General features: G+C 59.5%; 27 protein-coding genes. 16 read left to right on the forward strand and 11 right to left on the reverse strand.

All coding sequences use genetic code 11. The annotated features are described in order from the left end of the window. The first annotated feature begins 36 nt into the window (after window positions 1-36). Window positions 37-1,440, forward strand: coding sequence for a CoA transferase (locus CR155_RS14090; protein ID WP_233214289.1), 1,404 nt, complete (start codon window positions 37-39; stop codon window positions 1,438-1,440). Between the two features lie 43 nt (window positions 1,441-1,483). Here CR155_RS14090 and CR155_RS14095 read toward each other — a convergent pair whose 3' ends face one another. The 4 genes from CR155_RS14095 to CR155_RS14110 form a co-directional block, all read right to left on the reverse strand. Beyond that, window positions 1,484-2,158, reverse strand: a complete 675-nt coding sequence (locus tag CR155_RS14095; RefSeq protein WP_102070666.1) for a class II aldolase/adducin family protein — start codon at window positions 2,156-2,158, stop codon at window positions 1,484-1,486. 9 nt (window positions 2,159-2,167) lie between these two features. Then, the gene (gene otnK / locus CR155_RS14100; protein ID WP_102070667.1) at window positions 2,168-3,439 is read right to left on the reverse strand and encodes a 3-oxo-tetronate kinase; all 1,272 of its coding nucleotides are present in this window, start codon (window positions 3,437-3,439) and stop codon (window positions 2,168-2,170) included. Window positions 3,440-3,451: 12 nt separating this feature from the next. Beyond that, window positions 3,452-3,622 carry a hypothetical protein gene (locus CR155_RS14105; protein ID WP_199171768.1) on the reverse strand — a complete coding sequence of 57 codons (171 nt, stop codon included), beginning with the start codon at window positions 3,620-3,622 and terminating at the stop codon, window positions 3,452-3,454. Between the two features lie 331 nt (window positions 3,623-3,953). Further along, window positions 3,954-4,370 carry an ACP-like domain-containing protein gene (locus CR155_RS14110; RefSeq protein WP_102070669.1) on the reverse strand — a complete coding sequence of 139 codons (417 nt, stop codon included), beginning with the start codon at window positions 4,368-4,370 and terminating at the stop codon, window positions 3,954-3,956. Window positions 4,371-4,673: 303 nt separating this feature from the next. Between CR155_RS14110 and CR155_RS14115 the strand changes: the two genes are divergently transcribed. The 6 genes from CR155_RS14115 (at window position 4,674) to CR155_RS14140 (ending at window position 12,089) form a co-directional block, all read left to right on the forward strand. Next, window positions 4,674-5,363, forward strand: a complete 690-nt coding sequence (locus CR155_RS14115; protein ID WP_102070670.1) for a DUF2238 domain-containing protein — start codon at window positions 4,674-4,676, stop codon at window positions 5,361-5,363. 319 nt (window positions 5,364-5,682) lie between these two features. After that, window positions 5,683-7,173 carry an FAD-dependent tricarballylate dehydrogenase TcuA gene (gene tcuA / locus CR155_RS14120; protein ID WP_102070671.1) on the forward strand — a complete coding sequence of 497 codons (1,491 nt, stop codon included), beginning with the start codon at window positions 5,683-5,685 and terminating at the stop codon, window positions 7,171-7,173. A 15-nt stretch (window positions 7,174-7,188) separates the two neighbouring features. Beyond that, complete coding sequence (locus CR155_RS14125; RefSeq protein ID WP_102070672.1) at window positions 7,189-8,565, forward strand: FAD-dependent oxidoreductase; 1,377 nt, start codon at window positions 7,189-7,191, stop codon at window positions 8,563-8,565. Window positions 8,566-8,578: 13 nt separating this feature from the next. Beyond that, window positions 8,579-9,391 (forward strand): electron transfer flavoprotein subunit beta/FixA family protein, encoded by an 813-nt coding sequence (locus CR155_RS14130; RefSeq protein WP_102070673.1) that lies wholly within the window; start codon window positions 8,579-8,581, stop codon window positions 9,389-9,391. After that, a complete protein-coding gene (locus CR155_RS14135) occupies window positions 9,381-10,385 on the forward strand; it encodes an electron transfer flavoprotein subunit alpha/FixB family protein (protein ID WP_102070674.1) in 1,005 nt (334 codons plus the stop codon). Before CR155_RS14130 ends, CR155_RS14135 begins: the two co-directional genes overlap by 11 nt. Window positions 10,386-11,183: 798 nt before the next feature. Then, on the forward strand, window positions 11,184-12,089 hold the full coding sequence (locus CR155_RS14140; protein ID WP_158238279.1) for a Bug family tripartite tricarboxylate transporter substrate binding protein: 906 nt from the start codon (window positions 11,184-11,186) through the stop codon (window positions 12,087-12,089). Window positions 12,090-12,167: 78 nt separating this feature from the next. Here CR155_RS14140 and CR155_RS14145 read toward each other — a convergent pair whose 3' ends face one another. The 4 genes from CR155_RS14145 to CR155_RS14160 all read right to left on the reverse strand — a co-directional run bounded on the left by CR155_RS14145 (window position 12,168) and on the right by CR155_RS14160 (window position 16,460). After that, window positions 12,168-12,761: a cysteine hydrolase family protein gene (locus CR155_RS14145; protein WP_102070676.1), complete on the reverse strand. Its 594-nt coding sequence runs from the start codon at window positions 12,759-12,761 to the stop codon at window positions 12,168-12,170. Window positions 12,762-12,798: 37 nt separating this feature from the next. Next, window positions 12,799-13,560: an SDR family NAD(P)-dependent oxidoreductase gene (locus CR155_RS14150; RefSeq protein ID WP_199171764.1), complete on the reverse strand. Its 762-nt coding sequence runs from the start codon at window positions 13,558-13,560 to the stop codon at window positions 12,799-12,801. 75 nt (window positions 13,561-13,635) lie between these two features. Continuing rightward, on the reverse strand, window positions 13,636-14,988 hold the full coding sequence (locus CR155_RS14155) for an MmgE/PrpD family protein (RefSeq protein ID WP_158238280.1): 1,353 nt from the start codon (window positions 14,986-14,988) through the stop codon (window positions 13,636-13,638). Window positions 14,989-15,011: 23 nt separating this feature from the next. Beyond that, window positions 15,012-16,460, reverse strand: a complete 1,449-nt coding sequence (locus CR155_RS14160; protein ID WP_102070678.1) for an FAD-dependent oxidoreductase — start codon at window positions 16,458-16,460, stop codon at window positions 15,012-15,014. 126 nt (window positions 16,461-16,586) lie between these two features. Here CR155_RS14160 and CR155_RS14165 point away from each other — a divergent pair, with 126 nt between their 5' ends. After that, complete coding sequence (locus tag CR155_RS14165; protein WP_102070679.1) at window positions 16,587-17,540, forward strand: LysR family transcriptional regulator; 954 nt, start codon at window positions 16,587-16,589, stop codon at window positions 17,538-17,540. Here the strand turns inward: CR155_RS14165 and CR155_RS14170 are convergent. After that, the gene (locus tag CR155_RS14170; RefSeq protein ID WP_102070680.1) at window positions 17,488-18,297 is read right to left on the reverse strand and encodes an aspartate/glutamate racemase family protein; all 810 of its coding nucleotides are present in this window, start codon (window positions 18,295-18,297) and stop codon (window positions 17,488-17,490) included. The genes CR155_RS14165 and CR155_RS14170 overlap by 53 nt on opposite strands. An 86-nt stretch (window positions 18,298-18,383) precedes the next feature. Further along, window positions 18,384-19,382 carry a tripartite tricarboxylate transporter substrate binding protein gene (locus CR155_RS14175; protein ID WP_233214290.1) on the reverse strand — a complete coding sequence of 333 codons (999 nt, stop codon included), beginning with the start codon at window positions 19,380-19,382 and terminating at the stop codon, window positions 18,384-18,386. A gap of 323 nt (window positions 19,383-19,705) precedes the next feature. On the opposite strand from CR155_RS14175, the gene CR155_RS14180 reads away from it, so the two are divergent. Next, window positions 19,706-20,722, forward strand: coding sequence for a Bug family tripartite tricarboxylate transporter substrate binding protein (locus CR155_RS14180; RefSeq protein WP_102070681.1), 1,017 nt, complete (start codon window positions 19,706-19,708; stop codon window positions 20,720-20,722). Window positions 20,723-20,767: 45 nt separating this feature from the next. Next, window positions 20,768-21,751 carry a Bug family tripartite tricarboxylate transporter substrate binding protein gene (locus CR155_RS14185; protein WP_102070682.1) on the forward strand — a complete coding sequence of 328 codons (984 nt, stop codon included), beginning with the start codon at window positions 20,768-20,770 and terminating at the stop codon, window positions 21,749-21,751. Here the strand turns inward: CR155_RS14185 and CR155_RS14190 are convergent. Then, window positions 21,744-22,436, reverse strand: a complete 693-nt coding sequence (locus CR155_RS14190) for a 4'-phosphopantetheinyl transferase family protein (RefSeq protein ID WP_102070683.1) — start codon at window positions 22,434-22,436, stop codon at window positions 21,744-21,746. The two genes, CR155_RS14185 and CR155_RS14190, sit on opposite strands and share 8 nt — an antisense overlap. 111 nt (window positions 22,437-22,547) lie before the next feature. Here CR155_RS14190 and CR155_RS14195 point away from each other — a divergent pair, with 111 nt between their 5' ends. The 6 genes from CR155_RS14195 to CR155_RS14220 are packed head-to-tail and all read left to right on the forward strand — an operon-like array spanning window position 22,548 to window position 26,769. Then, the gene (locus tag CR155_RS14195) at window positions 22,548-23,219 is read left to right on the forward strand and encodes a beta-ketoacyl synthase chain length factor (protein ID WP_233214293.1); all 672 of its coding nucleotides are present in this window, start codon (window positions 22,548-22,550) and stop codon (window positions 23,217-23,219) included. Next, complete coding sequence (locus CR155_RS14200) at window positions 23,216-24,034, forward strand: lysophospholipid acyltransferase family protein (RefSeq protein ID WP_102070685.1); 819 nt, start codon at window positions 23,216-23,218, stop codon at window positions 24,032-24,034. Before CR155_RS14195 ends, CR155_RS14200 begins: the two co-directional genes overlap by 4 nt. Continuing rightward, complete coding sequence (locus CR155_RS14205; RefSeq protein WP_102070686.1) at window positions 23,985-24,269, forward strand: phosphopantetheine-binding protein; 285 nt, start codon at window positions 23,985-23,987, stop codon at window positions 24,267-24,269. Before CR155_RS14200 ends, CR155_RS14205 begins: the two co-directional genes overlap by 50 nt. Before the next feature lie 9 nt (window positions 24,270-24,278). Further along, window positions 24,279-24,533 (forward strand): acyl carrier protein, encoded by a 255-nt coding sequence (locus CR155_RS14210; protein ID WP_102070687.1) that lies wholly within the window; start codon window positions 24,279-24,281, stop codon window positions 24,531-24,533. Further along, window positions 24,530-25,087, forward strand: coding sequence for a COG4648 family protein (locus tag CR155_RS14215; RefSeq protein WP_102070688.1), 558 nt, complete (start codon window positions 24,530-24,532; stop codon window positions 25,085-25,087). Before CR155_RS14210 ends, CR155_RS14215 begins: the two co-directional genes overlap by 4 nt. After that, window positions 25,084-26,769: an ApeI family dehydratase gene (locus CR155_RS14220; RefSeq protein WP_102070689.1), complete on the forward strand. Its 1,686-nt coding sequence runs from the start codon at window positions 25,084-25,086 to the stop codon at window positions 26,767-26,769. Before CR155_RS14215 ends, CR155_RS14220 begins: the two co-directional genes overlap by 4 nt.

Genomic DNA, 26,769 nt, shown 5'->3' on the forward strand with positions numbered 1-26,769 from the left:
GCTAACGGAAAATTCTTTCTAAAAGCGGGAATCGCAATGACAGACTCCATCACCATTGCCACCTTCCTTGATGCCATGCAACCACCGTCGGCCGTCACGGCCGACCGGCGCCACGCGGCCATGCCTGGCATCACGGGCGAGGGCAGTTTACCTTCCGCATTTCCGCTTACCGCCTTCGCCGTGGCCGCCATTGGCACCGCCGCACTGGCTCTTGCCGATTACGTAGACACGCGCTTCGGCCATTCTCCGGCAATCAGCATAGACCGGCGGCTCGCTTCATTCTGGTTCGGTACATCGCTGAGACCTCAAGGCTGGCAGATTCCCGCGCTGCGCGATCCCGTCACAGGCGACTATCAGGCTCGCGACGGGTGGGTACGGTTGCATACCAATGCTCCCCACCATTTGGTTGCCGCCCTGTCAGTACTGGGAACACGCGCCGATCCGGGCGAGGTGGCACGGACGATAGCGCATTGGCACGCCGCCGAGCTTGAAGACGCCATCGTCCGTGCAGGCGGCTGCGCCGCCACAATGCATGGCAGGGACGACTGGCTCAGGCACCCTCAGGGACAAGCAGTACGGGGCGAGCCCGTCATCCATGCCGAAGAGGCGAGCAAAGGACGGACGGATCAGGATACGACGTCCCTTGCACGCCCCCTGGCCGGCGTCAAAGTGCTGGACCTGACCCGTGTGCTGGCCGGTCCAGTCGCCACGCGATTCCTGGCGGGATACGGTGCCCAGGTGCTACGGATCGACCCGCCATTCTGGACCGAACCGGGCATGGTGCCTGAGGTCACGCTGGGCAAGCGTTGCGCACAGCTCGACCTGCGCAAGGCCGCAGACCTCGCCCGCCTGAAAGAACTGCTGGCTCTCGCAGATGTCGTCGTACACGGCTATCGCGGCGATGCGCTTGACGGCCTGGGACTGGGCACACAGGCGCGCCATGCCCTGCGACCAGGACTGGTGGACGTGAGCCTGAACGCCTATGGCTGGACGGGACCGTGGCGCTCGCGTCGCGGCTTTGACAGCCTGGTGCAGATGAGTGATGGCATTGCCAGTGCCGGCATGCGCTACTTCGGCCGCGACAAACCTACTCCCTTGCCCGTACAAGCGCTGGACCACGCCACTGGCTATCTCGTGGCGGCGGCGGTCCTGCGTGGACTGACTCGGCGCGAGCAGGGTGGATACGGTTCCGTCAGCAGGCTGTCCCTGGCACGCACTGGCGAACTGCTGGTATCACAACGAGGCGGCGCATTGACGCAGACAAGAGGGGAAGATCATGCGATGGAACCGGAGACCGCCGCCGATCATGCCGTCGATATAGAGCAAACCGACTGGGGCCCAGCAAGGCGGCTGAAACCGCCTTGCGAACTGGAAGGCATACCCATGCGGTGGGACCTGCCGGCAACGGCGCTGCGCAGCAGCGCCCCGCATTGGGCGTAAGCTGAGCTCAGCCGTCTGTACGCGGCGATTTCCCTGGAAACCGCTACCACCGCGCCCCGAAAACTTCGCGCAACTCGGTGATCTGCAAATCCGTCAGTGGCGCCGGCGCATTGATCGACTGGCGACACGCCAGCCACAAGGCGGCTGTTTCCTCCAGCTCTTCCAGGGTGGCCATGGCCGCCGCAGGGGTGTCGTGCCATACGTTGGGGCCCAGCCTCTCGAGCATCACCGATCGTATCGGGCAACCACGCTGGCCGTATGCCGTAATGGCGGCCTCGACCAGATCGGCGCAAGCTTGTGCGCCTGGCCGGTGATACGGAATAAAGGGTACGTGACCCACCTTCATGACGAAGTAAGGTGTCAATGCGGGAATCCATTCCGGCCCGGTGGCTCCTTGCAACGACAAGCCGACGCAGGCCGTGCTATGGGTGTGGATGACGCACGCGGTATTGGCGTCGAATGCGCGGGCGCCCCGGTAGATTTGTCGATGCAAGAGGATGGTCTTGCTGGGGCGGTCGCCACTGACATGGACTCCGTTCTGGTCCAGCTTCGACAATGCGGCCGGATCCAGAAAGCCCAGGCAGGCATCAGTGGGTGTAATCAAGAAGCCGTCATCGAGCCGAAGGCTGATATTGCCAGCGCAAGCGTGCACATAGCCGCGGTCGAACAGACTCTTGCCTATCCTGCACATCTCGTCCCGCGCTTTACTCTCGTGCATCAATGCTCCTCACTCGTTGACAACGACAAACGCTTTTTCAAAAAAATCTTCAGTGCCGAAATTTCCTGACTTGAGCGCAATATGGATGCCAGCGCTACCGCCCACCGTCGTTCGCGCGTGGCACCATGGCACGCCCGGGTCGATCTGGCGGCCTATCTGAAGTTGCGAAATACCCAGGGCCTGCACGCAGGCACCGGACGTTTCGCCGCCGGCCACGATCAACTGCCCTACTCCACCTTCGACCAGACCGCGTGCAATCGCCGCCATGGCATCTTCTATCATGGCGCCTGCTTCGGCCGCGCCCAGCCTGGCCTGCACGGCTTTGACGGATGAAGAATCAGCCGTGGAATAGACAAGCACGGGACCGGCATCCAGCAAGGGCAGTGCTTGCGCCAGGATACGGCCCACGGCATCATTGTCCGCCGCCACTTCTTGCGGGTCCAGCGCGAAAGCCGCGTGACCCGCCTTGATGAAGGATGCCACCTGCGCATTGGTGGCAACCGAACAGCTGCCGGACACGATGGCACGCGCACCCTGGGGCGCGGGCAGTGCGCAGGCTTGGCTGCTGGACGCAATCCCGAAATTCTGCGGCAGTCCGATGGCCACACCGGAACCGGCTGTCAGGAGCGGCAAGCGCCTGAGCGCGGGACCGATATTCATAAGGTCCCGGTTACTGAGCGCATCGACAATGGCGATTCCCACGCCCTGGCTGCGCAGCAAATCCATATGCTGTTCCACAGCCGCCGCGCCCTGCTGCACGATGGAATAATCGATCAGGCCAACCTTGCGCTGGCACTGTGACTGCATGACGCGAACCAGGTTTGGGTCCGTCATGGGCGTGAGGGGATGATTCTGCATGCCGCTCTCGTGCAGCAACACGTCGGCCACAAACAGATAGCCCTTGACAACGGTGCGCTTGTTGTCCGGAAAAGCCGGCGTTGCAATGGTGAAGTCAGTCTCCAGCTCGTCCATGAGCGCTTCGGTCACCGGTCCTATATTGCCCTCTTTTGTGCTGTCGAACGTAGAGCAATATTTGAAGTAGATCTGCTGGGCGCCCTGCGCCTGCAGCCATCGCAGCGCAGCCAGCGTATCGGCAATCGCTGCTTCGGCCGGAATGGTTCGCGACTTCAACGCGATGACCACGGCATCGACGTCGGCTGACAAGGGATGACTGGGCACGCCTATCGCCTGCAACACCCTCATTCCGCCCTGGACGAGGTTATTGGCCAGATCTGTGGCGCCTGTGAAGTCGTCGGCTATGCAGCCCAATTTGATGCTCATGTCGAATCCGTATTAGGGTTTTACAGGCACGAACCGGCGACGCCCGCGTCGAAATTTGGGCAACAGTCCCCAGCCTCCCAGCCCAAAAGCCAGGACCATCAGTGTTGAAACCAGGCCATTGCTAAAAAAGATGGAGAACAATCCTTGCGAAAGCAGCATGGATTGGCGAAACGCGTCTTCCATTTTGTCGCCTAGCACCATGGCAAGTATAAGCGGCAAAGAACGGAATGGTGGTCAGCGGCAGGATGGCGGCGTGACGAAGCCGAGACCAGGCGATATCGCTACGCGCGAAACATCGAGCAGTCGCGATGGAGCAGGGCCGTCGCGGAAAACGAGCAAATCATGGAAGCGCTGATGCGTCGGGATGGAACGCTACTGCGGGAACTTTTGCGATCCCATCGCAGCAAAAGGATGGGAAGTCACCCGCGCGCTGCTGGCTGCCGAGCTTCTTTGAGACGGAGCCCGACGATCATGAGGCTGGCCGTCCACGCCCAGCCTCTTTCACCGCGACTGTTCAAGAGCCGACTTTGCAGTCCTTGACAATGATGTTACTGACAGCCGTGTTCTGGCCGTTTACCATCTGCGACGCATCCTGTGTAAGCATAGTGCCGTTAACGCCACTCACGTTGTCAGCATCGAACTTCTCGGTCGTCCATGTGTAGCCATTGCCACGGAAGGTGTTGCCCACCATGTCGGCATTGTTGGTCGTTGCACGCGTCAAGTCCACCACCTGGTTTTGATACACCACCTTGGCCGCCAGCGGTTCCTTGCCCTGGAAGGTATATTGCACGCTCAGGGGCTGATCACCGCCGGAGCCGCAGCGATACTCGACGGTTTTCTGCGACAATTCCCGTGCGTCCTCTGGCGTTCCGCAAGCCACTAGGCCCGCACACAGGACCACACCGCTTAGTGCTAATAGATTACGCTTCATGGAAAATCCTTTAAAGTTCCAGGCACCGTGCCTGCTCGTGAATTTTTTATACCATTGCTTCACGGGACGCCTGTAAGCGCAGGTATCCAATTGAGGCGTCCTAAGACAGAATAAAACGGATTACGCGCGATGCTTTCAAAACCAGCCAGCCCGATACCGCCAGCCGATCACCAACCGTATGACTATCGCTTGCCCTCGCCGGCGGCAGCCTCGTTTTGTCTCGCGTTGCATCAAGTATCAATACCCTGTTGCTCGCGTGCCCCACTATTGAACAAACGACAACTCAGGGCGGAAAGCTGAACGATGTCTTTTTTATCAAGCCGGACTGCGGTCCGCATTGCGGCTGGCGGATACCTTCTTTTGTGGACGGTACTGGCGATCCGGCCCGCACACCGTGATGACTGGGTGCTGGAGAACGTGCTCGTGCTGGTCCTCGCGTTCCTTTTGGCGGCCATGCGCCGCTGGTTCCGCTTCTCGAACGCGTCGCTGCTGCTGATTTTGCTGTTTCTGGCACTGCACACCGTCGGGTCGCACTACACCTACGCAGAGGTTCCCTACAACCTGTGGTGGCAGTCGCTGACGGGGCATACCTTGAACAGCGTGCTGGGGTGGGAACGCAACAACTATGACAGGGTCGTGCATTTTTCCTACGGCCTGCTGCTGGCCTATCCCATACGGGAATTTTTCCTGCGTGTCGTGGAAGTACGAGGTTTCTGGGCTTACGCCCTTCCGCTGGACTTTACGCTGAGCACCTCGGCACTGTACGAATTGATTGAGTGGGGCGCGGCAACGATATTCGGCGGCGAGCTAGGCATGAATTATTTGGGTACCCAGGGCGACGTGTGGGACGCACACAAAGATATGGCCCTGGCAGGACTGGGCGCCCTGATTGCCATACTGATCATTGCAGCGCTTACTGCGAAGACACGGCGAGACTTCGCGTGGGAATGGTCCCAGCAGATGAAAGCTGGCCGTGCCCCAAACCCTATGTGACCCAGGGTCTTAAATCGCACATACTTATCGGCCATACGGCCTATTTTTGCTAGCAGATACGTCAAGGGGTCAAATTGCGTTCGAACGCGTGCGCTTGGCAACCATAGTCGCAGGCCAGTGCACCGGCTATCGCCTTCATCATGCAAAAAAACTAGGGCAATTCTGTGCAGAGAACGACGAGGCCGGTGGACTGGATGTGCCTTTTCGTTTTTTTTAAAAAGGTAATTCACCCTCGCGGTCTGGCTGGCTGGCGCCCACATGTATACGATTGCCCATCAGTTCTCGAATTGCGGCAGCTCGCTGACCTTAGGAAAATAATATGGAATCATTTGATGTGGCCGTCATAGGCGGCGGTAACGCCGCACTTTGTGCGGCAATTGCAGCATATGAAAACGGCGCCAGTGTAGTCGTACTCGAACGGGCACCCAAAGAGCATCGAGGCGGCAACTCCGCCTTCACCGGCGGAGCCTTCCGCATTGCCTATCGCGGCGTGGACGACTTGCTCACCCTGGTTCCCGACCTGCACCCGGACGAAATCAGCAACAGCGACTTCGGTACCTATGACGAAGATCAATTCTTCGAAGAAGTCATCGCCATGAGCGGGTATCGGGCGGACGCGGATGTGCTGGAAACGGTAGTGTCGCAAAGCCTTCCCACCATGCAGTGGTTGCGCCAGCATGGCGTGCGATTCATGCCCATCTATGGCCGCCAGTCCTTCAAGGTGGACGGCAAACAGAAATTCTGGGGCGGCCTGACCGTTGAAGTGTCCGGCGGCGGCCTGGGTTTGATGGAAAGGCTCTATGCCAAGGCGGAACAGCTCAATATGGATCTGCGTTACGACGCAAGGGCCACAGCCTTGAGTCGAGAGGGCGATGCCTGGATCATCGAGTCCGCCACAGGCCACGCCAAGACGTCCATCCGTGCCAAATCGGTCATTCTGGCCACCGGCGGTTACCACGCCAACGTACTATGGCGCGCCAAGTACCTTGGGCCCAACTGGGACTTGGCCAAGGTACGTGGTTCGCGCTACAACACCGGCGACGGAATCAGCCTCGCATTGGACGCTGGCGCGACACCGCATGGCAACTGGACCGGCTGTCATGCCGTCTTCTACGACTTGAATGCGCCGCCCTTCGGCGACATCAATTTACTGAATCAGCAAAAAAACTATTTCACACTGGGCATCGTCGTCAATGCCGACGGCAAGCGCTTCGTCGATGAAGGGCTGGATTTTCGCAACTATACGTATTCGGGCATGGGCGCCCGCGTATTGGCCCAACCGGGCGCAGTTGCCTGGCAAATATTCGATGCCAAAAGCATAGACCTGCTTCCGGACGAGTATCGCGTGAAGCATGCCACCCGCATCACCGCCGATACGCTCGAAGAACTGGCGGCCCGGCTTGACGGCATCAACCAGCGGGCCTTCCTGCAGACAGTGCAAGATTACAACCGCTCGATCGATCAGGCGGTTCCCTTCAATCCGGCCGTCAAGGACGGGCGATCCACTGCAGGCCTGTCGATTCCAAAATCGAACTGGGCGAATCCGATCGACACCGGCCCATTCGTGGCATACGCCGTCACCTGCGGGATCACCTGCACCTACGCCGGTGTCAAGGTGAACACTCAGGGACAGGTCCTGGACGATAGCGACCACGCCTTGCCGGGCCTCTACGCGGCCGGTGAAATGGTGGGCGGGCTTTACTATGTCAAGTACGCCGGCGGCGTCGGGCTGACGGCAGGCTCTGTGCTGGGCCGGATTTCAGGCAAGCACGCCGCCACGCATGCCGGCTCCGTGCCGCCAGCCGTATAACCAAGGGGTTTCACTATGGATTTGCAGACAGAGCTTGTTATCGTCGGAGGCGGCCTGGCGGGTTTTTCGGCCGCACTCGAGGCGGCGCGATTGGGACACCAGGTCATCCTTCTGGAGAAACAGGCGGAAACCGGCGGATCTTCCGCCATGAGCGGAGGATGCCTGGCATTTGCCGGCACGGATCTGCAACGTGACAACCACATCGAAGACTCCAGCGAGCTGCTGTTCAACGACTTGCGCGAGGTCGGCCAGTTCGAAAACGACGAGTCACTGGTGCGTGTCTATGTGGACAATCAGCTCGATACCTATGAATGGCTAAAACAGGCCGGCGTGCAGTTCGGCCGGAATATCGAAGCGTCCTCGGGTCAGTCCGTGCCGCGGGTGCATAACGTGGACCCCGCCGATACCGTGCGCACTATCGCCGCACGTGCCAAGGAAACCGGCATGGTGAACGTGCTTGCTTCGGCGGCCGCACAGCGTTTGATACGCAATCCCCATACCGGCCGCGTTGAAGGCGTCAGCGTCCTTCACGACGGAAATACGTTCACGGTCCGAGGTAGCCTGGGTGTGCTGCTGGCGAGCGGCGGTTTCTGCCGCAATGCCGAATTGGTCCACAAGTACGCGCCTCAATACGACGACGCCGTATTCATCGGAGGCGAAGGCAATGTCGGCGATGGGCTCAAGATGGCCTGGCAAATCGGTGCCGACAACCGGGACATGATTTACATCAAGGGTACTTACGGCAAACATCCCACCGATGAGACCAACCACCACAGCTGCCTGGCCGTCTACAAAGGCGCCATCGCCGTGAACCAGGATGGGAAGCGGTTCGTGGATGAGTCGATCTCCTATAAGCTGCTGGGTGATGCCTGCATACGCCAACCCTATGGAACCACGTATCAGATCCTGGACCGCAGAATCCTTGAAAGCGGCGATAACCTGACACGCATTCTTGACCTGGAGCGACGGCTGGAGGAAGGCCTGATGATAGAGGCCGACACACTGGAACAACTTGCCGCGCTCATTGAGGTGCCGGCGAAAGCCTTGCTTGAAACCGTCACATCGTATAACGCCTATGTCGATGCAGGCACAGACCCCGAATTCGGACGCCAGCATCTTGTCCACCAGTACGGCGACCTGGTCCGTATCGAGCAGGGTCCTTATTACGCCTACCCGTCCACGGCCGCCGTGTTTGGCACCTATTGCGGCCTGTGCATAGACCGTGACATGCGTGTGCTGGACGTCTATGGCGATGTGCTGGAAGGCCTGTATGCCGCCGGAGAGATCGTGGGCGGCCTGCACGGCGCGGCCTACATGACAGGCACGGCGCTGGGCAAGGCCGCCATCTTCGGCCGCGTCGCCGCCCGCACGGCGACCGCCGCGGCAAGTTAGGGAGACGCGCTACATGCATATCGCCGTAATGATCGCGGGCGTCGCCGACCCCAAGCGCCCTATCGAGCGGCCATCGTCGGGCAAGTGGGCTGATATCGTCCATACGCCAACCACGCCATTCAAGCTGAGTCCATTCGACGAAGCGGCCCTGGAAACAGCGCTCAAATTCCGCGACCGGGATCCAGGCACCCTGATTACCGCCCTGGTCACCGATGGGTCGTCCGACCTTGCATTGATGCGGGCCGTCGCAGCGTATCGCATTGATTACGTGAGGGGCCTTTGTCCCCCGGTGGGCCAACGAGGCAATCCGGCATGGTTGGCGCGCCACGCGCTGGCCGCCATGCACCAACCGGACAGGCCCGTTGATGCACTGCTGATCGGCCGCGAACACGGCGACATGGACGATGGCATGACGGCGGCATACCTTGCTGAATATTGGGCTTGGCCGTTCGTAAGCCAGGCCCTGCACGCCCGAAGTATCGACGATGGAAAACTGCAGTTCGAGCGCGTCTCGACCGGGCAGGACGAATCCATCGTGGTGCCCATGCCCGCCTGTGCCAGCATCAGCAACGACAAGAACAATCGCTTGCGCCACCCGCTCATGAAAAACGTGATGATGGCCAAGCATCAGCAGTTCATGGTGATCGCACCGGACACCACGGATGCAGATACCGCGATTGCCGTCATGCACTGCGAACCGCCCGCCACCTCCCCCCGCGGCCATACCCCGTGCCGACTGCTTCAGGGTTCAATTGCGGAACAGGCCGGCGCACTGGTCTCCTATTTGAAATCGTCGTCATCCTCAGCCGAACCCCATGCAAACTGACCCGCCTCGCAGCGTTTACGCACTGATTCCCATCACGCCAGTCATGACGACTGCCGACTATGCCCCGTTGGGCGTGGCACGCGCGGTGGCACAACGTTGCGGCGGCAGTGCCCGAGCTGTCCTGATCGGCGATGCGCCCGACGCCATTGAACATGCCTGCAGGCTGGGCCTGGACGCTGTCTGGGTCATCCCCCCGACTGCGGGGCCATTGCAGCCCCATCAGATCGCCGAAATGTTGGCCGACGCACTGTCTTCTTACGAAGCCGGCCACTACACGAACGACAGCCTGTTTTTGGTGGCAGCGGGCTCAGTCGGCGAAGAGATCGCAGGCAGACTGGCGGCCAAGCTGAAAGCCGTCCCCCTGGGCAAGTGCAAGCATTTCGCGTTTGACCCCGAGGGCAGGATGTCTGTGCAACGCAACGCGTTTGGCGGACGCCTGGAAATGACACTGGATTGCCACGAGGGCCCCTTCGTGGCCGCAGTACGAAAAAGCGACGAGGACAGCGCCCCTGAGATACCGGACACCGTCGACACCGCCGTACACCACCTTCCTTATCGGGAACCCAAGCAAACCGCCTACGACATCCTCACGCAGCCGCGTGCCGAGGAACACGCCGGCCTGGAAGGCGCCAGGCTTGTCGTCTCAGGGGGACGCGGGATGGGCAATGACACAGGGTTCACGGCTCTCTATGAACTGGCGGCACGACTGGGCGGAGCGGTGGGCGGTAGTCTTCCTGCCATCGACGCCGGATGGGCTCCGGTGGCGCGCCAGGTTGGGCAATCGGGAAAATATGTGTCGCCGGAAATCTACCTTGCCATCGGCATTTCCGGTACCCCGCAGCATATGGCGGGAATCGATCCTCATACGAAGATCATTGCCATCAACAAAGATCCGGACGCCGCGATCTTCAAGATGGCCCACATAGGCGTTGTGGCGGACTGGCAGGAATTGCTCCCGGCGCTCACGCACGAGTTGGACAAGACAGGTCACTGACAATGGGCGTTTGAGCTCAGTCGGAGGCCGGGCCGCCGGAGAACTGTTCTTCTCCACGACTGAACGCGCCTGTCGACGCGCGGACATGGTCGACCATCGCATCGGTGGGCTTCGCGTACAAAAGCCGCCTGCTTACATCGAAACATCCCGCTGCGCGGCCGCCGGCAAAAAACGCGGCATGATGAGCGAGCGCGCTTCGTGCAGGGCAGGATCAAAAAAAATCCGAGGGCGAAGGCATCATAGCCCGCCTCCTGTGCCACTACCGCCGCCTCGCAAACCTGCTGTGCATTGAGCAGCCGCAGCCCCGCCCTGCTGTTCACGTCCATGGGTGCTGTGGCAGGTGGATACGTACCGGGGCGCAAGCCATGGACCACCACGGAAACATCCGGCCCAACGACAGCATTGGCGTGCGATTGCAAGGTTTCACCGTACAACGGAAACTCATTAAGGTCGGTAAAACTTGGTGCCATAGTCTCAACATTGTCTCCTCGCTGACGGCAATTATTATCGAAGGCCAGGACTTTCTGGCCGACTATCATCATAGTCGGGACGCAGCAGCCCAACATTCGGAAAATATGAAAAGCGTTTTCGTCCACGACGATTGCCGCCGCCAACCCCGGTCTATAGAATCGTCTACACCGTGTCGCCTTGAGGCTCACGTCTAAAGCCGCCACCCCAGAATAATTATCGAGAGACACTCAAATGTATAGACACACGTCGAAATCTCGCCATCTCGCCAAGCACGGACTCGTATTGGCCGCGCTTGCCCTCTGCCCGCTCATTATGCCGGCCCCCGCAATGGCGGAAAAATTTCCAAGCCGACCGGTCACGATGGTTGTGGGATACCCACCAGGAGGATCCAACGATATCGTCGCACGCATCGTCGCGCCGGCACTAGGCGAAGCGCTGGGCACAACCATCGTCGTCGAGAACCGGGCCGGCGCAGGCGGCATCATAGGCGCTGGCCATGTCGCCAAGGCGAAACCCGATGGCTATACTGTGCTGCTCTCCAGCGTCAGTCCCGTGGTGCTGACCCCGCAGACCATGACCAAGGCGCCATTTGATTCCATGAAGGACCTGACCGCCATCAACACCGTTGGACTCACACCCGAGGCAATCGCCATCGGACCGACGTTGAAAGTGAAAAGCCTGAAGGAGCTCCTTGATCTTGCACGAAGCAAGCAAATCACGCTGTCTTCGTCGGGAGCGGGCGGCCTTCCACACCTGACGATCGAGTTGCTTAAGCAGGCATCCAAGGGCAACATCGTCCACGTCCCCTACAAAGGCGCTGGTCCTGCCGTTACCGATACCTTGGCTGGCCACGTGGATGGGATCGTCATGGACCTTCCCCCTCTGTATGCGCTGATCAAAGACGGTCGCCTGAATGCGCTTGCGGTTACCAGCGAAGATCGGGTGAGCTTCCTGGCCGACGTTCCGACGGCGCGGGAAGTACTTCCCAACTTTAATGTAGTGAACTGGATTGGCGTATTCGCCCCGGCGGGAACTCCTGCTGATGTTCTCACGCAAATAGACGAAGCAATTAAGAAGACCATTGCACGGCCGGATGTGAAAAAGCAACTCGAAAACGTCGCCGTCGTGCCATCCGTCCTCGCGGGGCCGGAAGCATTCCAGAGCTTCTTCGCCACGGAATACAAGCGTTGGGGCGCAGTCCTCAAAGAAGCGGACGTTGCAATGAGTAATTAGTCCGGCGCTGTCCTTGCAAAAAAACCCCTTGAGCCTGTGTACCAGGCGGCTCAAGGGGTTTTTTATTAGGTGTACAGGTTAAGGGTTGGCGAATACCACGGTATCAGTCGTTTCGGTTTTGCAAAAGCGAGCAATGCTCTGGATAGAATTGGCGTGCTCTTCGGCGCTGTGGGCGGCGCAGGCATCCTCCAGCAGAATGATCTCGTAATCTCGATCATGTGCATCGCGAACGGTGGCCTGTACGACCGCCTGTGTTGATACGCCAGAACAATAAATGCGTGTTACACCCTGCGCGCGGAGTTGCGCTTCAAGCGTAGTGGAATAAAAGGGGCTCACGCGATGCTTGACCACATCGATATCGCCGGGGAGCTTTTCGAGACCTGGATGGATCTCTGTACCCCACGTGCCCAGTTTGAACAAGCCGCCCTTGGGTGCACCTGAGAAGATCGGGGACGCAGGCGGACATTCCTGATATTCGGGTGAAAATCCAACGCGCACGAAACCGACCAACACACCGGCCGCGCGGGCCTTCCTGATCGCGCCTGCCGTCTTGGCAATGATGTTGCGCTCGCGGACTTGTTCGCCCATCGGCCCCTTGCCGCTGGGGCCATCATCGTGCACCAGGTCATTTTCCATATCGAGCACCAAATAGATAGAACGAGGCTGTTGCATAGTGTTTTTTCTCACAAGTTGTTGATTAAAAAAGTGTTCAGTCGCACCAGATGCCGCCATTGACATCGAGCGTTTCCCCAGTAATGAAAGCGGTATGCGGCGATGCAAGGAACACAACGGCCGATGCAACTTCGTCGGCCGCTCCCATGCGACCGACCGGTATCAAGTCCTTCAGGGACTGCGGAAAATTTGTTGTCATTGCCGAGGCCACCGGCCCGGGCGCGACGGCGTTCACCGTAACCCCGGAATTGGCCAGTTCTTTGGCAAGGAAAGCGGTCATGATGTGCACGCCGGCTTTGGAAACGCCATATGCGACATTGCTGGCGCGGTCCTGTTCGCGCGGGTCCAGCCACGGACGAGGATTCCCGCCATTCTTGCCGATCACCGAACCGAGATTCACAATACGGCCAAAGCCCTGGCTGCGCATGTGCGCCATTACCGCCTGGCAGCACAAAAACGTGCCTTTCAAGTTGATATCGATGACCCTGTCCCACTCTTCCTCTTGAATTTGCTCGGCGCTTCCCGTCGATACGACGCCCGCGACATTCACCAGTATATCCAGTCGTTCGTAGCGCCTGATAATGTCATCGACACAGCGCCTGACGTCGCTGCGTGTCGTCACATCCAGGGCAACGTACTCGATTCCTGGCGCGGTCTCGACGGAGTCCTTTATAGAGATGTCGGCAGACACAACACGTGCGCCGCAGGTTGCGAGAGCCTGCGAGACAGCCCGGCCTATCCCGCCGCTGCCACCGGTGACGAGCGCAACGCGGCCCGCCATAAGTTCAGAACTGTACATACCACTCCTTGTCGGCAATAGGAATCAGGTCGCAACATGGCCGGAGAGCACGTTGCATGCTGGAACAGGAGTCGCTCATACCGGCGTACCGCCGGAACACAGGACTGCCTGCTTGACTTGCCCGGCGATTGCTGCATTCCATGCCGATTCGGCCACGCCGTCCAGTCCAGCGTAGCGGAAGCACTCGAAGAACTTAAGCCTGACCGCTGGCGCATCCATGTGCAGGTCCTCGAGCGCGAAAACATGACGCTCGACCCCGTCACCGCGCTCGAGGGTAAGCACCGCGGCGGGGTGGCCCGGATTATCCGGAAGATTCTCTTCGATTTCGATGCGCCCGGCCATATCCAGGACTTGCGGGTCACCCATGATTTTTTCTCCCAGGCCTTCCAGAGTCGGCGCGCCCCGCACGAGCGCAAACGCGGTCATGAAAGGAATGCTGTACTTCGCATCCTGCAAGGTCACGGGACGCTGGCGTTGTGGCAAGGGACGACAAAGGCGCGCGGCGGACGCGTTGACGGCAACACGCACACGCGTGACCTGCGACAGACCACCTTTCTTGCGCGCCGCAAGCGCGACGGCCACATAAGGATGTGAGAGCCGACAGCTTGGCCAGGGTTTGATATCGACGTCACAACAATGCCATCTGGAAAAGTCCAACAGGGCCGTACGTTGTTCCGCCCGCAACGGCCCCCCCAGGTAGAGGCGAAAAAGGCCGGCTGCGCCATCGAGCGCGCCCTCGGGGCCTGTGACGCCCGCTTGCGCCAGCAGAGCTGCCTGCAAGCCGCCTTGCGCGGCAAAAGCGGGATACACGGCGCGCGCCGTGGCCCCCGTCCCGAAGCCAGCCTGCTTCCCGCCCGCCGCCTGCATATAGGCCAGGCCTATGCCCGAGACCAACTGGCTTTGTGAGAACCCCAGCGCAATACCGGCGGCAACGCTGGCAGCGACGTAGCCAAGCAACTGGGTCAGGAACCATTCCGATCCGGGTCCGTCGCCCTTGGGCGCGCACACGACGCCGAGGCGACAGATCAGCTCGCTGCCTATCGCGACCGCGTCGACCAATGTCTCGTCGGTGGCCCCGGCGATCTCCGCCGCCGCCAATGCGGCGGGTACGATCACTGCAGCCGGATGAAGTCGGCCCGTATCGTGGATATCGTCGTAGTCCAGAATATGAATCAGCGAGGCATTGATGAATGCCGCCGCGGCCGGCGAGGCCGTGCCACCGCCTATCAGGCTGCAGTCGCCCTTGCCTGCCAGGAGCGTTTGCGCGGCGGTGACTTGCCGTGCCAGTTCGGTCGCGCGCGCCGCTGTGCCTATTCCCAATGCATCGGCAATGTGCAGGCGAGCACTGTCGCGTACCGCCGGCGATAGCCCATTGGCGAGTTCGCGGGCAACGCTCTGCACAATGGCAACGCTGAGCGCAACGTCCATGGTTTCCCCTTTGCCGCCGGCCATCATTGCGGGGAATCCGCAATATGTTGGGCTGCGAGCCTGCCGAATACCAAGCCTTTCAGCACCGACGTAGCACCTGTGTAGTTCGTGTAATACATACCTACCGTCTCGCCAGCGGCGTACAGGTTGGCCATAGGCATGCCGTCGGTATCAAGAACCTGCCCCGCCGAATTGATTTTCAATCCGCCGAAGGTGAACACGTTAGCCGAAATAATGGGATAGGCAATGAACGGGCCGTGCTCCAGCGGTCTTGCCCAGTTCGACTTCGGGGGCGTCAAGCCCTGCGTTGCAAGACCGTCAATATGGAGCGGATCGTACTTGCCGTCTGTGGGGCAACATTCGTTATAACGTCGGACTGTTTCGGCCAGCGCCCCAGCCGGCAGCTTTAGCTTTTCCCCCAATGCTTCAAGGGTGGCGCCTTCGATGGCGGGCTGGTCCGTCCGGATGGCCAAACGGTAGTTAGGGACGTCCTTCACCTTTTCGTCGAGGATCACATACGCAATGCCTTCTTCCTGCTCGTAGATCCGGCGGGTGACGCGTTCATAGTAAGCGTCTACGGTCCCCGGGCCTTCATCTGTGAAGCGCTTGCCGCTCTTGTTGACCAGTATTCCGTATGGGAAAATAAACACGGCGGGTTCGGAGATGCCGGAACGCGGATCTACCGGTTCCGCGTGGTAGCTCCCGAATTCACCACAAGCTGCCGCCCCCGCATCGAGCGCCATTTCTATGCCTTCACCACGGTTGTAGTAGCCGCCTTTGCAGACCGGCCTGATATATACCGAGCGTGGACCCAGATATTTGGCCAGCATCTCCGGGTTGCCCTCGAATCCGCCGCAGGCCAATACCACTTGTCCCTTGAAGCGTATGCCGCCCTCACCCTGCGTTTGGGCGACAATGCCCTGCACCGTCCCGACCTCGTCCGTGATCAGGCGGCGCGCGGAGGTGTTATAGAAGAACGTAACGCCCAAGGCCTCGGCACTCGCGGCGAGCGCTTCGACAAGGGCTTCGCCGCCACCCACCGGCAATAGCCGGGGCTGTGTCTTGGTAAGGAATGCCGTGGGCAGAAAGTCAAACTTGACACCCAGCCCTTGAAGCCACTGTATGGTGCCCGGAACATGATCGGCAAAGCTGCCGATCAGTTCTGAATCGGGTATGGCAAGCGATCGAGTGATGTGAGACCACGAAGCGCTGTCCTGGCCCATTTCGGCCGTCATGTCTGGATCGACATAAGGACCGACGTTTTCGGCCAGGTGCGTTTCAAAATCGTCGGCCACCTCATCGATGGCCTTCATTCTAAGGTAGGCTTCGGTAAATCGGCTTTGCCCGCCCCGCTCCTCCCGGGAAGCGCGTTCCAGCACTGCCACGGTCAGTCCCTGTTCCGCTGCGGACACGGCAGCCGATAAACCTGCGACGCCACAACCGGCCACCACCACATCAAAAGACTTCTCCATTGGTCCACCTTATAGAATAGTTACTGCCGTATCACACGGTACACTTGAAGAGTTTAGGGCCTCGCGCCCGATTGATTTAGGCGCTCGCGCCTAATGATCTATTAGAAAAAAGTGAAAGGAGGCGTCATGGACAGGCTATGGGGAATGGAAGTGTTTCTGCGGGTGACAGAGTGCGGCAGTTTTTCCCGCGCCGCCGAATCCCTGGACCTCGCAAATGCCACCGTGACGTCCAGCCTGCGCAACCTGGAAAAACATCTTGGCGTTACGCTGATCCAGCGCAACACGCGTCATCTGCACCTCACGGAAGAAGGACGCCTGTTCCTGCCCCGCTGCCAGGAAATATTGAAAGCGGTTGCGCAGGCCGAGTCCGACGTCAAGCTCAATGCCACCGACATCGCCGGGCCGCTACGCATCGAGGCTCCCTTCGCCATCGGGCAAAGTCTGATCTGTCCCGCGCTCATCGAGTTCACCAAGCGCCATCCCGATTTATCGGTTTCCGTCACGCTGACGAATCACCCGCAAAAGCTGATTGAACGCGGTACCGACGTGGCGATACGCATGGACAGGATTGAAGATGCGGATCTGGTGGGGCGCCCTATCTATGAAGCGAGGCACATCATTTGCGGCGATCCCGCCATGGTCAAAGCGATGAACGTGTCGCATCCGAATGACATCGACCCAAAGCGCTGCCTGGGGCTATTCGAAGAAGGCCACAACGCGCCTATTCCCTGGACGCTCAGCGATGCGGATACCGAATGCACGATCCGGCCGCAAGGGGTACTCAATTTCAACAACACGCAGGCGCTGGTCCAGGCGTCCCTGCAGGGTATGGGCCTGATTCATGTACTGGATATTTTCGTGGCCGATTTAATCAGCCAGGGAAAGCTGGTAGAACTCTTTCCCGAATGGGACACAAAAGTCCGCACGTTCCATGCGGTTACGGTCAAGTCACGCTTCACGTCGCCTAAGGTGCGCGCCTTCATCGACTACCTGCTCGATGTATTCGACGCGCGCCGCAGGCCTAGTGTCAAGACACTTGTCGAAGTGGGTCCAGTCCGTAAAACGAAAAAATCTCATTGACCCGGTCCATCTCTGGAAGCTTGTGGTAATACCCGGTACGGCACGGCTTCGTGCCGCAGAATTTACGCAGGTCCGCCATCGCTTCGGCCTGCTTTATCCATGTAGCCAGTGAATCCAGAACCGGGACGCCGTCCACTTCGGACAATCCATTTTGCGCCAACAGGATATTCATGGGCGCCTCACCCGGAATAATGACTTCGGCGCCTTTGGCAATCAGTTTTCGTGCTGCGACACGGAAGCGTTCAATAAGCTCTGTGGGGTCTTCAAAACCCTTCAACACGTCGTTGAATGTGAAACCTACTGGCATCGCACCGGCAAAACGCGAGGCCAGGCCGTGTCCATGTGCGTTCTGCTCGATCAGGTCATTAAGGTCGTCGATAAAGACCAGCACCCCGAACTTTCTTCCCAGCATGCAGGCGGTCAGCATCGCGGACTCGCCATAGGCAACGACCGGTATATCGACCAGACCGCGAATCTCGCGCAGAGCCGGTTCCGGCAAGGTGCTGATGGCGAACACATCATAGTCCTGACGCTGCGCCTCTACGGCCGCCATCATGAACTGCAACCCATGTATGTATTGCAGCGACGCATGGCGTATGTCGGAACCGGGGTAATTGGACCGGTATGTTCCCGGGTGCATGCCATGCATGTCTATCTGCGTACCAGGACGCGCAATGCGCGAGAAATGCGCTTTCAGGGCGTCGTTATATGCGCCCAAATCACTCAATACCGTAAAGCTCTGATGCCAAATTTTCATGAAACACACCGAAATTTGATTAAAAGAAGATAGGCTCGCGCCAGGTGCCCTGCGCCAGGTTGCCCTGCGCCGGGTTGCCCCGCGCCTCAATTCACTTCGACTTTTGCGCGGTGAATTACGTCTGCCCATTTCGCGACTTCTGACTTGAAGAAGGTCTGGAAGTCGCGCGCGGAGGATCCAACCGGTTCGGCACCCACGCCGCGCAACGTGGCGCTGACCTCAGGCGTCCGTACCGCATCGCTGGCAGCCTGGTTCAACGCTGCAACGATGGGTGCCGGCGTGCCGACTGGGACAAAAAGGCCAAACCATGAGGTCGCGTCGTAGCCGGATACGCCTTCTTCATCCAGGGTCGGGATATTGGGCGCCGCTGCAGAGCGCTGCTTGCTGCTGACGGCCAGCGCCCGCAGCTTTCCAGCCTGGACCAGCGGCAACGTGGTGATTATGTTGTCGAAAGTAAGCGGCACCTGCCCGCCCAGCACATCGGCCATGGCGGGTGCGGCGCCCCGATAGGGCACATGCGTCAAGTCGAGGTCAGCACGGCTGGCCAGGAGTTCGGTGAACAAGTGCGCGCCCGAACCGTTGCCGGCGCTGGCGTAATAGACCGGATTACTCTTGTCATTGTTCTTGCCCGCCTTGATCAAGTCGGCAACCGATTTGAACGGCGAGGCCGGATTCACAACCAAAAGAAACGGTGCCGAGGACAGCTGTGACACCGGCGCCAGATCGCGCGACGGGTCGTAATTTAATTTCTTGTACAGGCTGCCGTTGATGGCTAGCGAGATCGTGCCAAATAGAACGGTGTAGCCGTCAGCCGGCGCCTTGGCCACCGTATCGGACGCAATATTGCTGGCGGCACCCGGCTTGTTCTCGACAACGATAGGCTGTTTCAGGCGCAGGGACATTTTCTCGGCCACTGCACGGGCCGCAACGTCCGACGCGCCGCCTGCAGGAAAGCCCACGACCAGACGAATCGGCCTCTCCGGGTATTGTGCTTGGGCCTGGGCAGCAACGCCGGCGGTGAATGTCAGTAAGACAGCCGCTGTCACTGCCAGCACCCTGCGTCGGTCTTCCATTGATGGTTTCATAGTGTCGTCCGTAAAAGCATTGCCGCCATTCTGCTCGTTCAGGCCCGAACGGAACATAGACAATTCTCGAAGACGTTATTCATTTAACTTGAATGATCTTCCTGCCAAGGCAGCCATGCACAAGCGGCATCCGGGCACGCGGCAACGATTCATTTTTTTCGAAAATGCTATTCGCCGTCTGCCACTTTCAATGCACCGCAGCGATTGCTAAAACGGACAACACATGGCCAGCTTGGAATCGAGATGGCCAAATGCCCCCGAAAGCCCACTGACCTATTACGGCTTTCGAAGTCAGAACAAAATCAAAGGTGTCCGGAGACGATATGACCCTATTCAAAAAAGGTGGGCAGCCACGCGCTGCCAGCACGTTCATAGGCCATCCTGGGCTATGGCGAACAAGCCTGGCGACGTTATTCGTCAGCAGCGTGTTACTCGGCAGCGCAGCCGCCCAGGACGCTTACCCATCCAAAGCGATCACCATCGTCTCTCCATTTTCAGCTGGAGGTGGCACCGATTTCCTTGCGCGATTGCTGGCATCCGAACTTGGCAAAGCTACCGGGCGGACCGTCCTCGTTGAAAATCGTCCCGGCGCGAACGGGATGATAGGTTCCGACTACGTCGCCAAAGCACGTCCCGATGGCTATACACTGGTACTGGGCACCGTGGGCACTCATGGCATAAATCAGGCGGTATATGACAACGTTCCCTACGACACCGTAAAGGACTTCTCCCCGATTTCCTTGATAGCCCGTACGCCGATGCTGGTTCTGGCGAACCCGTCCGTCAAGGCCAACAACGTCGGCGAGCTCATCGAATTGGCCAAGCACCAATCCGCTCCGATGATCTTCTCATCGGCGGGCGTCGGTAGCGTCGGGCATGTGGCGGGCGAACTGTTCGCACAGGAAGCTGGCATCGAATTGCTGCACGCACCCTATAAAGGGGCAGCGCCTGCCGCCATCGACCTGGTGGGCGGCCAAGTCCCGCTGATGTTCGGAACGCCGGTTTCAACCGCTACGTACGTCAGTGCGGGCAAGGTGAAGATACTGGGTGTGACGTCGGCCCATCGTTCCCGGCTGGTCCCTGACGTGCCTACGTTGAACGAACAGGGCTTCAAAGATTTTGACGTCAGTACCTGGTATGGCCTTCTGGCCCCGGCCGGCACGCCACCGCCTATCGTCCAACTGCTTGCCCAGAAAACCAGGACATTCCTCGCCGACCCCCTCATCCAGCAGCAACTGTTGCAACAAGGACTGGAAACTGTCGGCAACTCGCCAGAAGAATTCAGTGAACTGATCCGGGCCGAAGTAAACAAGTGGGCGAAAGTCAGTATTCCCAAGTAACTACGGCATCCAAGCAATTCAATACTCATTCACTTCGGAGACACCATGAAAAAACAATGGCTGGCAACTGCCTTATCGATAGCTGCCCTCTCGTTGGGCCCGGGCGCCCCCACATTGGCGCAAACGGACGCCTACCCCGACAAGCCCATACGCATAATCGTCCCATTCGCCGCCGGAGGCAGCACCGATATCCTGGCCCGGATGGCGGCAGACACGATCTCGACCGCCTTGAAACAACCGGTCGTGGTCGAGAACCGCGCCGGCGCCAGTGGCAATATCGGCATGGAAGTGGTGAGTAAAGCTCAACCGGATGGCTACACGCTGCTGTTCACCAGTACCAACCTGACGCTAAACCCCGCCGTCATTGATAAGGTCCCGTATGACCCCGTGCGCGACTTTTCCGGCGTCACGATGCTGGCGTTTGCGCCCTTGCTGCTGGTCACCCGGCCCGACTTCGCAGGCGGAACGCTTTCATCCTTGATCAAGCATGGCCAGGAAAACCCCGGAAAACTTAATTTCTCGAGCAGCGGAGCCGGCGGCGCGCCTCATCTTGCAGGAGAAATGCTTAAACTGCGCGCTAACATCGACATGACCCATGTGCCCTACAGCGGCGCCGCACCCGCGATCACCGACATTGTATCGGGGCAGGTACAAATGACGTTCACGACTTATGTGTCGGCCCGCGGCATGCTGCAGGCTGATCGACTGAAGGCTCTTGCCGTGGCCAGCGATGAACGGCTGCCGGTGCTGCCGAACGTACCCACGTTTGCCGAAGAGGGTCTGCCCAACTTCGAAATAGGCACGATGTTCGGCTTGCTTGCGCCCAAAGGTACGCCTAAACCCGTCATCCACGCGATTTATGATGCCATAAAGACGGCCTCGGCAAGCCAGGCATTTCAGAACAGGATCACCGAACAAGGTGCCAGCGTCGTGGTGAACACGCCGCAAGCATACGATGCCTACATACGTGAAGACGTCAGCAAGTGGTCCGGACTGATCAAACAGATTGGGAAAGTCTCTACTAACTGATCGCTGATCCGGCGTGCTGGCGCCAGGCCCCCAGGATCGCCAACGGGGGCAAAACACTGGAAGGCCCGGCACGCCATACTGGCTCCTCCCTCATGGCCTGATCAATCATCGGATGCCATACCGCGCTGATCACGCAGTCAGAGCCGAGCAGGTAGGTTCTGGCTAGCCATGCGCCATCCGGCGCCCGTAGCGAAGGCACATTCCCGGTAGTGCAGTCAAGCCCGACACGGCTCAAGTCCGAAGGGAAGACGAGGCCAGCCGCCTTCACGAATGCTTCTTTCAATGTCCACAACATATAAAAGCTCGTATGCTGCGCTAACGGATCATCCTGTCCAAGCAGCCAATCGATTTCGGTGGCGTTACATGCCCATTCCGCGAGCGCCATAACGCGACGTGGCCTTATCATTTCCATATCGACCCCGACTTTGCAGGCTAGCGGCGCTTGTGCCAGTACCGCATGTCCGCGACTGTGACTAAGCGATTCAGCCCGGTCATCGCCTTCCCGCTGTCGGCATGCGCGCAGCAACGCTCGGCTGACTTGCCAGTCGAGTTCCGCTTTGGGACCCCGCTCGCGCGCCACTCGGGTCGAATCGTGGAGGGAAAGTGCATTCAACGAGTAGTAGGCGCGGGCCGACGGCTGCGCGAAGGTAAGCAGAAGTTGCTGCGGAAAGAACGCATTTAACATTTATTGAAGGCAGGAAGTGTACGACGGAGGCGGAATGCGCGTGAAGGCCCAGTATAATCGCGCGCTATGGTGACATTCTCGATCGGACAATGGCGAGCCTGGGCGCCGGAAATGCGCGACGCAGAAAGCTGGATGCAATGGGCAGCCCATCCTTATTGTCCTCTGGCCGACTACGAGTCGCCCCCGCTGGGTTTCCTGACTCCCATGCAGCGGCGCCGTCTAAGCCCTATGGCTCGGATGGTATTCGACTGTGCCTGGCCGCTGGCGGATAATCGACCGCCCATGCCTCTGGTTTTCGCCTCACAGCATGGCGAAACCACACGCAGCTTCGCGCTGCTCCAGGCAATGGGCCGCAATGAAGGTCTATCACCGACCTCATTCGGCCTGTCGGTACACAATGCCATCGCAGGCATGTGGTCGATCGTCCGCGGCGACAAGACTGAATCCATTGCGCTGTCGGTCAATTCAGACGGCCTGGAACATGCTTTCATGGAAGCCGCCTTCCTGCTGCGCCGGGGTGCCCGATCAGCCCTGGTGGTGCTGGCTGAAGAGCGCCCACCTCCGGCCTATGTCCCCTGGATCGACGACGTACCGTTCTCTTACGCCGTGGCCTTTCGCATAGAGCGAGGAACGCAATGGCGACTGGAACGACACCAGGATGAATCCAACATCCCCCAGCTGTGGCCCAATTCACTGAATTTCGTACGCCATCTTTGCCTCGGATCACCGTCGCTGCTCAATACCAGCGGTGATCGCCATTGGCTCTGGACGCGGACGGCATGACCACACCCCGCAAACAAGATGCGTGGCACTGGCGCCTGGTAGCGACCGGCATGGCATTCACATTGTTTGGCCTGGGTGGTCTGTTCTTGCGTGGGGTTGTATTCCCTCTGCAACAGGCATGGCCCACGGATGTCAGCACGAGGAAACGCCGCGCTCGACGCACCATTCATCAGTCCTTTCGCTGGTTTGTGCGCTTCATGGTGTACACAGGCATCCTGAGAATCGAGGTAATCAATGGCGAGCGACTGGGTGGACCCGGCCAGATGATCATCGCCAACCACCCATCGTTGCTCGATGTCGTATTCCTTATTGCCCAGCTCGACAATGCAAACTGTATCGTCAGGCACGGCCTCGCTACCAACGGTTTCACACGGGGGGCAGTACATAATGCGGGATACGTCACAAATGACGAAAGCTTCGATATGTTCGACCGTGCGGCTCAGTCCTTGCGCGACGGAGAGACATTGATCGTGTTTCCCGAGGGAACACGAACCCCACCCGGCAACTTGCCCCGGTTTCACCGCGGTGCCTGCGCCATTGCGCTGCGCGGCGCCCGATCCATCGTTCCAGTGGTCATACACATGAGTCCACGCAGCCTCGGCAAGGGAGATCCATGGTATCGAATACCATATCGGCGCATGCACTACCGGATTGTCGTCGGGGACGCACTGGACCCGGCTCAATGGGCCAGCCGCCACTCACCGCCCATCGCGGGGCGCAGGATGAACGATTACCTGCATCACTATTTCCAACAGGAATTGACAAATGAAGCAACTGGAACTCGAGATCAAGGCATTGATTATCGAAACACTTGATCTTGAAGACATCGGTCCGGAAGATATCGACAGCGCCGGCGATTTGTTCGGCGATGGCCTGGGACTTGATTCCGTGGATGCGCTGGAACTTGGGCTCGCGTTGAAGAAACGCTACGGAATCACCGTCGATTCCGAAACACGTAACATGCACCATCATTTCGCGACCGTTGCGAACCTGGCGGAATTCGTCGCCGCACAGCGCGGCCCGACCGATCGCGGCCCGACCTCACCGTAGGAGCAATGAATGCAAAGTCGCGAAGAAATCTTCAGTCGGCTCTGTGATGCACTGGTTGAACTGTTCGAGCTCGACCGCGATCGCATCACGGCCGATGCAGACCTGTATTCCGATCTCGAGATCGATAGCATCGATGCCATTGACCTGATCGACCATATCAAACGCGAGACCGGGCGCAAACTGGCCGCCGAGGACTTCCGCTCCGTGCGGACTGTCCAGGACGTCGTCGAGGCGGTATGGCGCAAGCAGGACGCCCCCGCATGAGGCATGGAGTGGCCGCCGCCCTGCTGATCGCCGGCGTCGCTTATCCCTTTGCCGTTTATTTCGGCCTGGAATACCTGAATGCGGCATGGTTGGCGCTTCCGCTCGCCCTGCTGTGGCTGGCGCGTGCCATCTGGACACCGGCATGCCAACCCGGGGGCCGCGTGCTGGCGGCCATCGTCGTCGTTTTCTGCGCGGCCATGGCCTGGGCAAATTCGGCCGCCTGGTTGCGCGCCTACCCCGTGTTGATCAATACCCTCCTGTTCATTGTTTTCGCCGGCAGCCTTCGCCACGGACCGCCTGTCATCGAACGCCTGGCGCGCATGCGGCATCCAGAGCTGCCCCCGCAGGGCGTACGCTATACACGCCGGGTCACGCAAGTGTGGACCGGTTTTTTCCTGGTCAACGGCACCATTGCTTCCTTAATGGGCTTATGGGCGCCGTGGAACTGGTGGACCGCCTACAACGGTTGCATCAGCTATATCATCATGGGATTGCTGATGGCGGGCGAGTGGCTGCTGCGACCGCCATCAGCCAAAGGGCTCGCGCGCCGATGAGCTGGATTCCGTTGCAGCACTTGCTGCTTGCCGCTCAAGCGCAGCGTCGAATTGCGTCGGCGCCCGAAATCAATCATCTGACGTTCGCAAACCGTTGCCTGGCGGTAGCCGGCGCCTTGCATGCAAATTCCGTACGCCGTGCTGGCCTGTGGTTCGACGATGCGGCCGAACTGGCCGTGGCGTTGCTGGCGTGCTGGCGCGCGGGCGTAACGGCCGTATTGCCTGGTGACGCCCACCCTCATACGCTTTCCGCGCTGGATGCCGACGTCGATCAATGGTTGAGCGACAGGCCGTTGCCTGGACTGGCCGACGAGCGAGTCTTTTCTGTGTGCAAGCTATCTGGTCACATGGCTTTGCCGGCGGCAACGCTTGACCCTGGAGTCGGCCTGGAACTGAGCACATCCGGATCCAGCGGCCTGCCAAAGCGCATCATCAAACAATGGTCACAACTCTGTCAAGAGATCGAGGCGCTGGAACGTCAATGGAACTGGGCCGACAGCCCCGCGTGCGTCCTGGGCAGTGTGAGTCCACAGCACATGTACGGCCTGTCTTTCAGAGTGTTATGGCCGCTATGCGCCGGGCGCAGCATTGAGCGCGGCCAACTGGTCTTCCCGGAAGATATCCAGGCGGCGAGCTTGCGTGATGAACGCGTTGTCTGGATTACCAGCCCCGCTCTTTTGCGTAGGCTGGGGGATAGCTCCGAATGGCGCGACCTGGCGGGTGCGATCACTCAGATCTTCTCCTCGGGCGGACCTCTGCCCCCCGAATTGTTCGAGGCGCTGCACGTCAAGCTGGCTTGCCGGCCGACCGAGATCTACGGCAGCTCGGAGACCGGCGCCGTTGCATGGCGCGAGAAAGATGATTACTGGCAGCCGCTACCCGGGGTCGCCATGAGCGTGGTGTGCAATGGTGCGCTCAAGGCACAATCGTCCTGGATCGCTACCAGCGATGAACAGACATCGGATGCTGCGCTATGGCATGGCGGCAAGTTCGAGCTGCTCGGCCGACTTGATCGCATTGTGAAAGTTGAAGAGAAGCGCATCGCCTTGCCAATGATAGAACAAGCCCTGGCCCATCACGAGTGCATCGCCGAAGCGCGTATCGGTCGCGGACATGGAGTCAACCGCCTGACAGCGCTTGCGGCACTGAATGCGCGAGGTTTGCACCGATTACGCAATGGTGGACGCAAGGCATTGATATCGTCCTTGCACTCGCATTTAGCCGCGCGCTTCGAACCGCTGGCCATTCCACGCCATTGGCGCTTCCTGCAGCAACTGCCATGGAACGCACAAAACAAACTGCCGCAAGATGACTTTGATCGGGCTGCGGGGCCGCGTCCCACCGTGCCTGTCATCCGTGCCTTACCTGGCGCAAGCGGCGATGAACGCCGCTACGCATTCGAGATTCCCCTGGATTTGGCGCACTTTTCCGGACACTTTGTCAGCACCCCTGTTGTGCCGGGCGTCGCCCTGATAGGATGGGCCATGATGCTGACGCAACGGGATCTGCGGCCGGAACTTCAATTCGGCGGCATGGAAGCATTGAAATTCCAGTTGCTATTGCGGCCAGGCGATACGGTGGAGCTGAATCTTGAATGGAACGCAACCCGCGGCAAACTGTACTTCGAATACAGAATGGCCGACGCGCCTTGCGCCTCCGGCCGCATCATGGCGGCCTATTAA

It is taken from the genome of Pollutimonas nitritireducens (genome assembly GCF_002849615.1).
GTDB classification, from domain to species: Bacteria; Pseudomonadota; Gammaproteobacteria; order Burkholderiales; family Burkholderiaceae_B; genus Pollutimonas; species Pollutimonas nitritireducens.

Excerpts from the sequence above, each read along its gene's own strand:
- CR155_RS14090 (WP_233214289.1), top strand. The coding sequence starts at position 37 with ATGACAGACTCCATCACCATTGCCACCTTCCTTGATGCCATGCAACCA.
- CR155_RS14095 (WP_102070666.1), bottom strand. The coding sequence starts at position 2,158 with ATGCACGAGAGTAAAGCGCGGGACGAGATGTGCAGGATAGGCAAGAGT.
- otnK (WP_102070667.1), bottom strand. The coding sequence starts at position 3,439 with ATGAGCATCAAATTGGGCTGCATAGCCGACGACTTCACAGGCGCCACA.
- CR155_RS14105 (WP_199171768.1), bottom strand. The coding sequence starts at position 3,622 with ATGGAAGACGCGTTTCGCCAATCCATGCTGCTTTCGCAAGGATTGTTC.
- CR155_RS14110 (WP_102070669.1), bottom strand. The coding sequence starts at position 4,370 with ATGAAGCGTAATCTATTAGCACTAAGCGGTGTGGTCCTGTGTGCGGGC.
- CR155_RS14115 (WP_102070670.1), top strand. The coding sequence starts at position 4,674 with ATGTCTTTTTTATCAAGCCGGACTGCGGTCCGCATTGCGGCTGGCGGA.
- tcuA (WP_102070671.1), top strand. The coding sequence starts at position 5,683 with ATGGAATCATTTGATGTGGCCGTCATAGGCGGCGGTAACGCCGCACTT.
- CR155_RS14125 (WP_102070672.1), top strand. The coding sequence starts at position 7,189 with ATGGATTTGCAGACAGAGCTTGTTATCGTCGGAGGCGGCCTGGCGGGT.
- CR155_RS14130 (WP_102070673.1), top strand. The coding sequence starts at position 8,579 with ATGCATATCGCCGTAATGATCGCGGGCGTCGCCGACCCCAAGCGCCCT.
- CR155_RS14135 (WP_102070674.1), top strand. The coding sequence starts at position 9,381 with ATGCAAACTGACCCGCCTCGCAGCGTTTACGCACTGATTCCCATCACG.
- CR155_RS14140 (WP_158238279.1), top strand. The coding sequence starts at position 11,184 with ATGGCGGAAAAATTTCCAAGCCGACCGGTCACGATGGTTGTGGGATAC.
- CR155_RS14145 (WP_102070676.1), bottom strand. The coding sequence starts at position 12,761 with ATGCAACAGCCTCGTTCTATCTATTTGGTGCTCGATATGGAAAATGAC.
- CR155_RS14150 (WP_199171764.1), bottom strand. The coding sequence starts at position 13,560 with ATGTACAGTTCTGAACTTATGGCGGGCCGCGTTGCGCTCGTCACCGGT.
- CR155_RS14155 (WP_158238280.1), bottom strand. The coding sequence starts at position 14,988 with ATGGACGTTGCGCTCAGCGTTGCCATTGTGCAGAGCGTTGCCCGCGAA.
- CR155_RS14160 (WP_102070678.1), bottom strand. The coding sequence starts at position 16,460 with ATGGAGAAGTCTTTTGATGTGGTGGTGGCCGGTTGTGGCGTCGCAGGT.
- CR155_RS14165 (WP_102070679.1), top strand. The coding sequence starts at position 16,587 with ATGGACAGGCTATGGGGAATGGAAGTGTTTCTGCGGGTGACAGAGTGC.
- CR155_RS14170 (WP_102070680.1), bottom strand. The coding sequence starts at position 18,297 with ATGAAAATTTGGCATCAGAGCTTTACGGTATTGAGTGATTTGGGCGCA.
- CR155_RS14175 (WP_233214290.1), bottom strand. The coding sequence starts at position 19,382 with ATGAAACCATCAATGGAAGACCGACGCAGGGTGCTGGCAGTGACAGCG.
- CR155_RS14180 (WP_102070681.1), top strand. The coding sequence starts at position 19,706 with ATGACCCTATTCAAAAAAGGTGGGCAGCCACGCGCTGCCAGCACGTTC.
- CR155_RS14185 (WP_102070682.1), top strand. The coding sequence starts at position 20,768 with ATGAAAAAACAATGGCTGGCAACTGCCTTATCGATAGCTGCCCTCTCG.
- CR155_RS14190 (WP_102070683.1), bottom strand. The coding sequence starts at position 22,436 with ATGTTAAATGCGTTCTTTCCGCAGCAACTTCTGCTTACCTTCGCGCAG.
- CR155_RS14195 (WP_233214293.1), top strand. The coding sequence starts at position 22,548 with ATGCGCGACGCAGAAAGCTGGATGCAATGGGCAGCCCATCCTTATTGT.
- CR155_RS14200 (WP_102070685.1), top strand. The coding sequence starts at position 23,216 with ATGACCACACCCCGCAAACAAGATGCGTGGCACTGGCGCCTGGTAGCG.
- CR155_RS14205 (WP_102070686.1), top strand. The coding sequence starts at position 23,985 with ATGAAGCAACTGGAACTCGAGATCAAGGCATTGATTATCGAAACACTT.
- CR155_RS14210 (WP_102070687.1), top strand. The coding sequence starts at position 24,279 with ATGCAAAGTCGCGAAGAAATCTTCAGTCGGCTCTGTGATGCACTGGTT.
- CR155_RS14215 (WP_102070688.1), top strand. The coding sequence starts at position 24,530 with ATGAGGCATGGAGTGGCCGCCGCCCTGCTGATCGCCGGCGTCGCTTAT.
- CR155_RS14220 (WP_102070689.1), top strand. The coding sequence starts at position 25,084 with ATGAGCTGGATTCCGTTGCAGCACTTGCTGCTTGCCGCTCAAGCGCAG.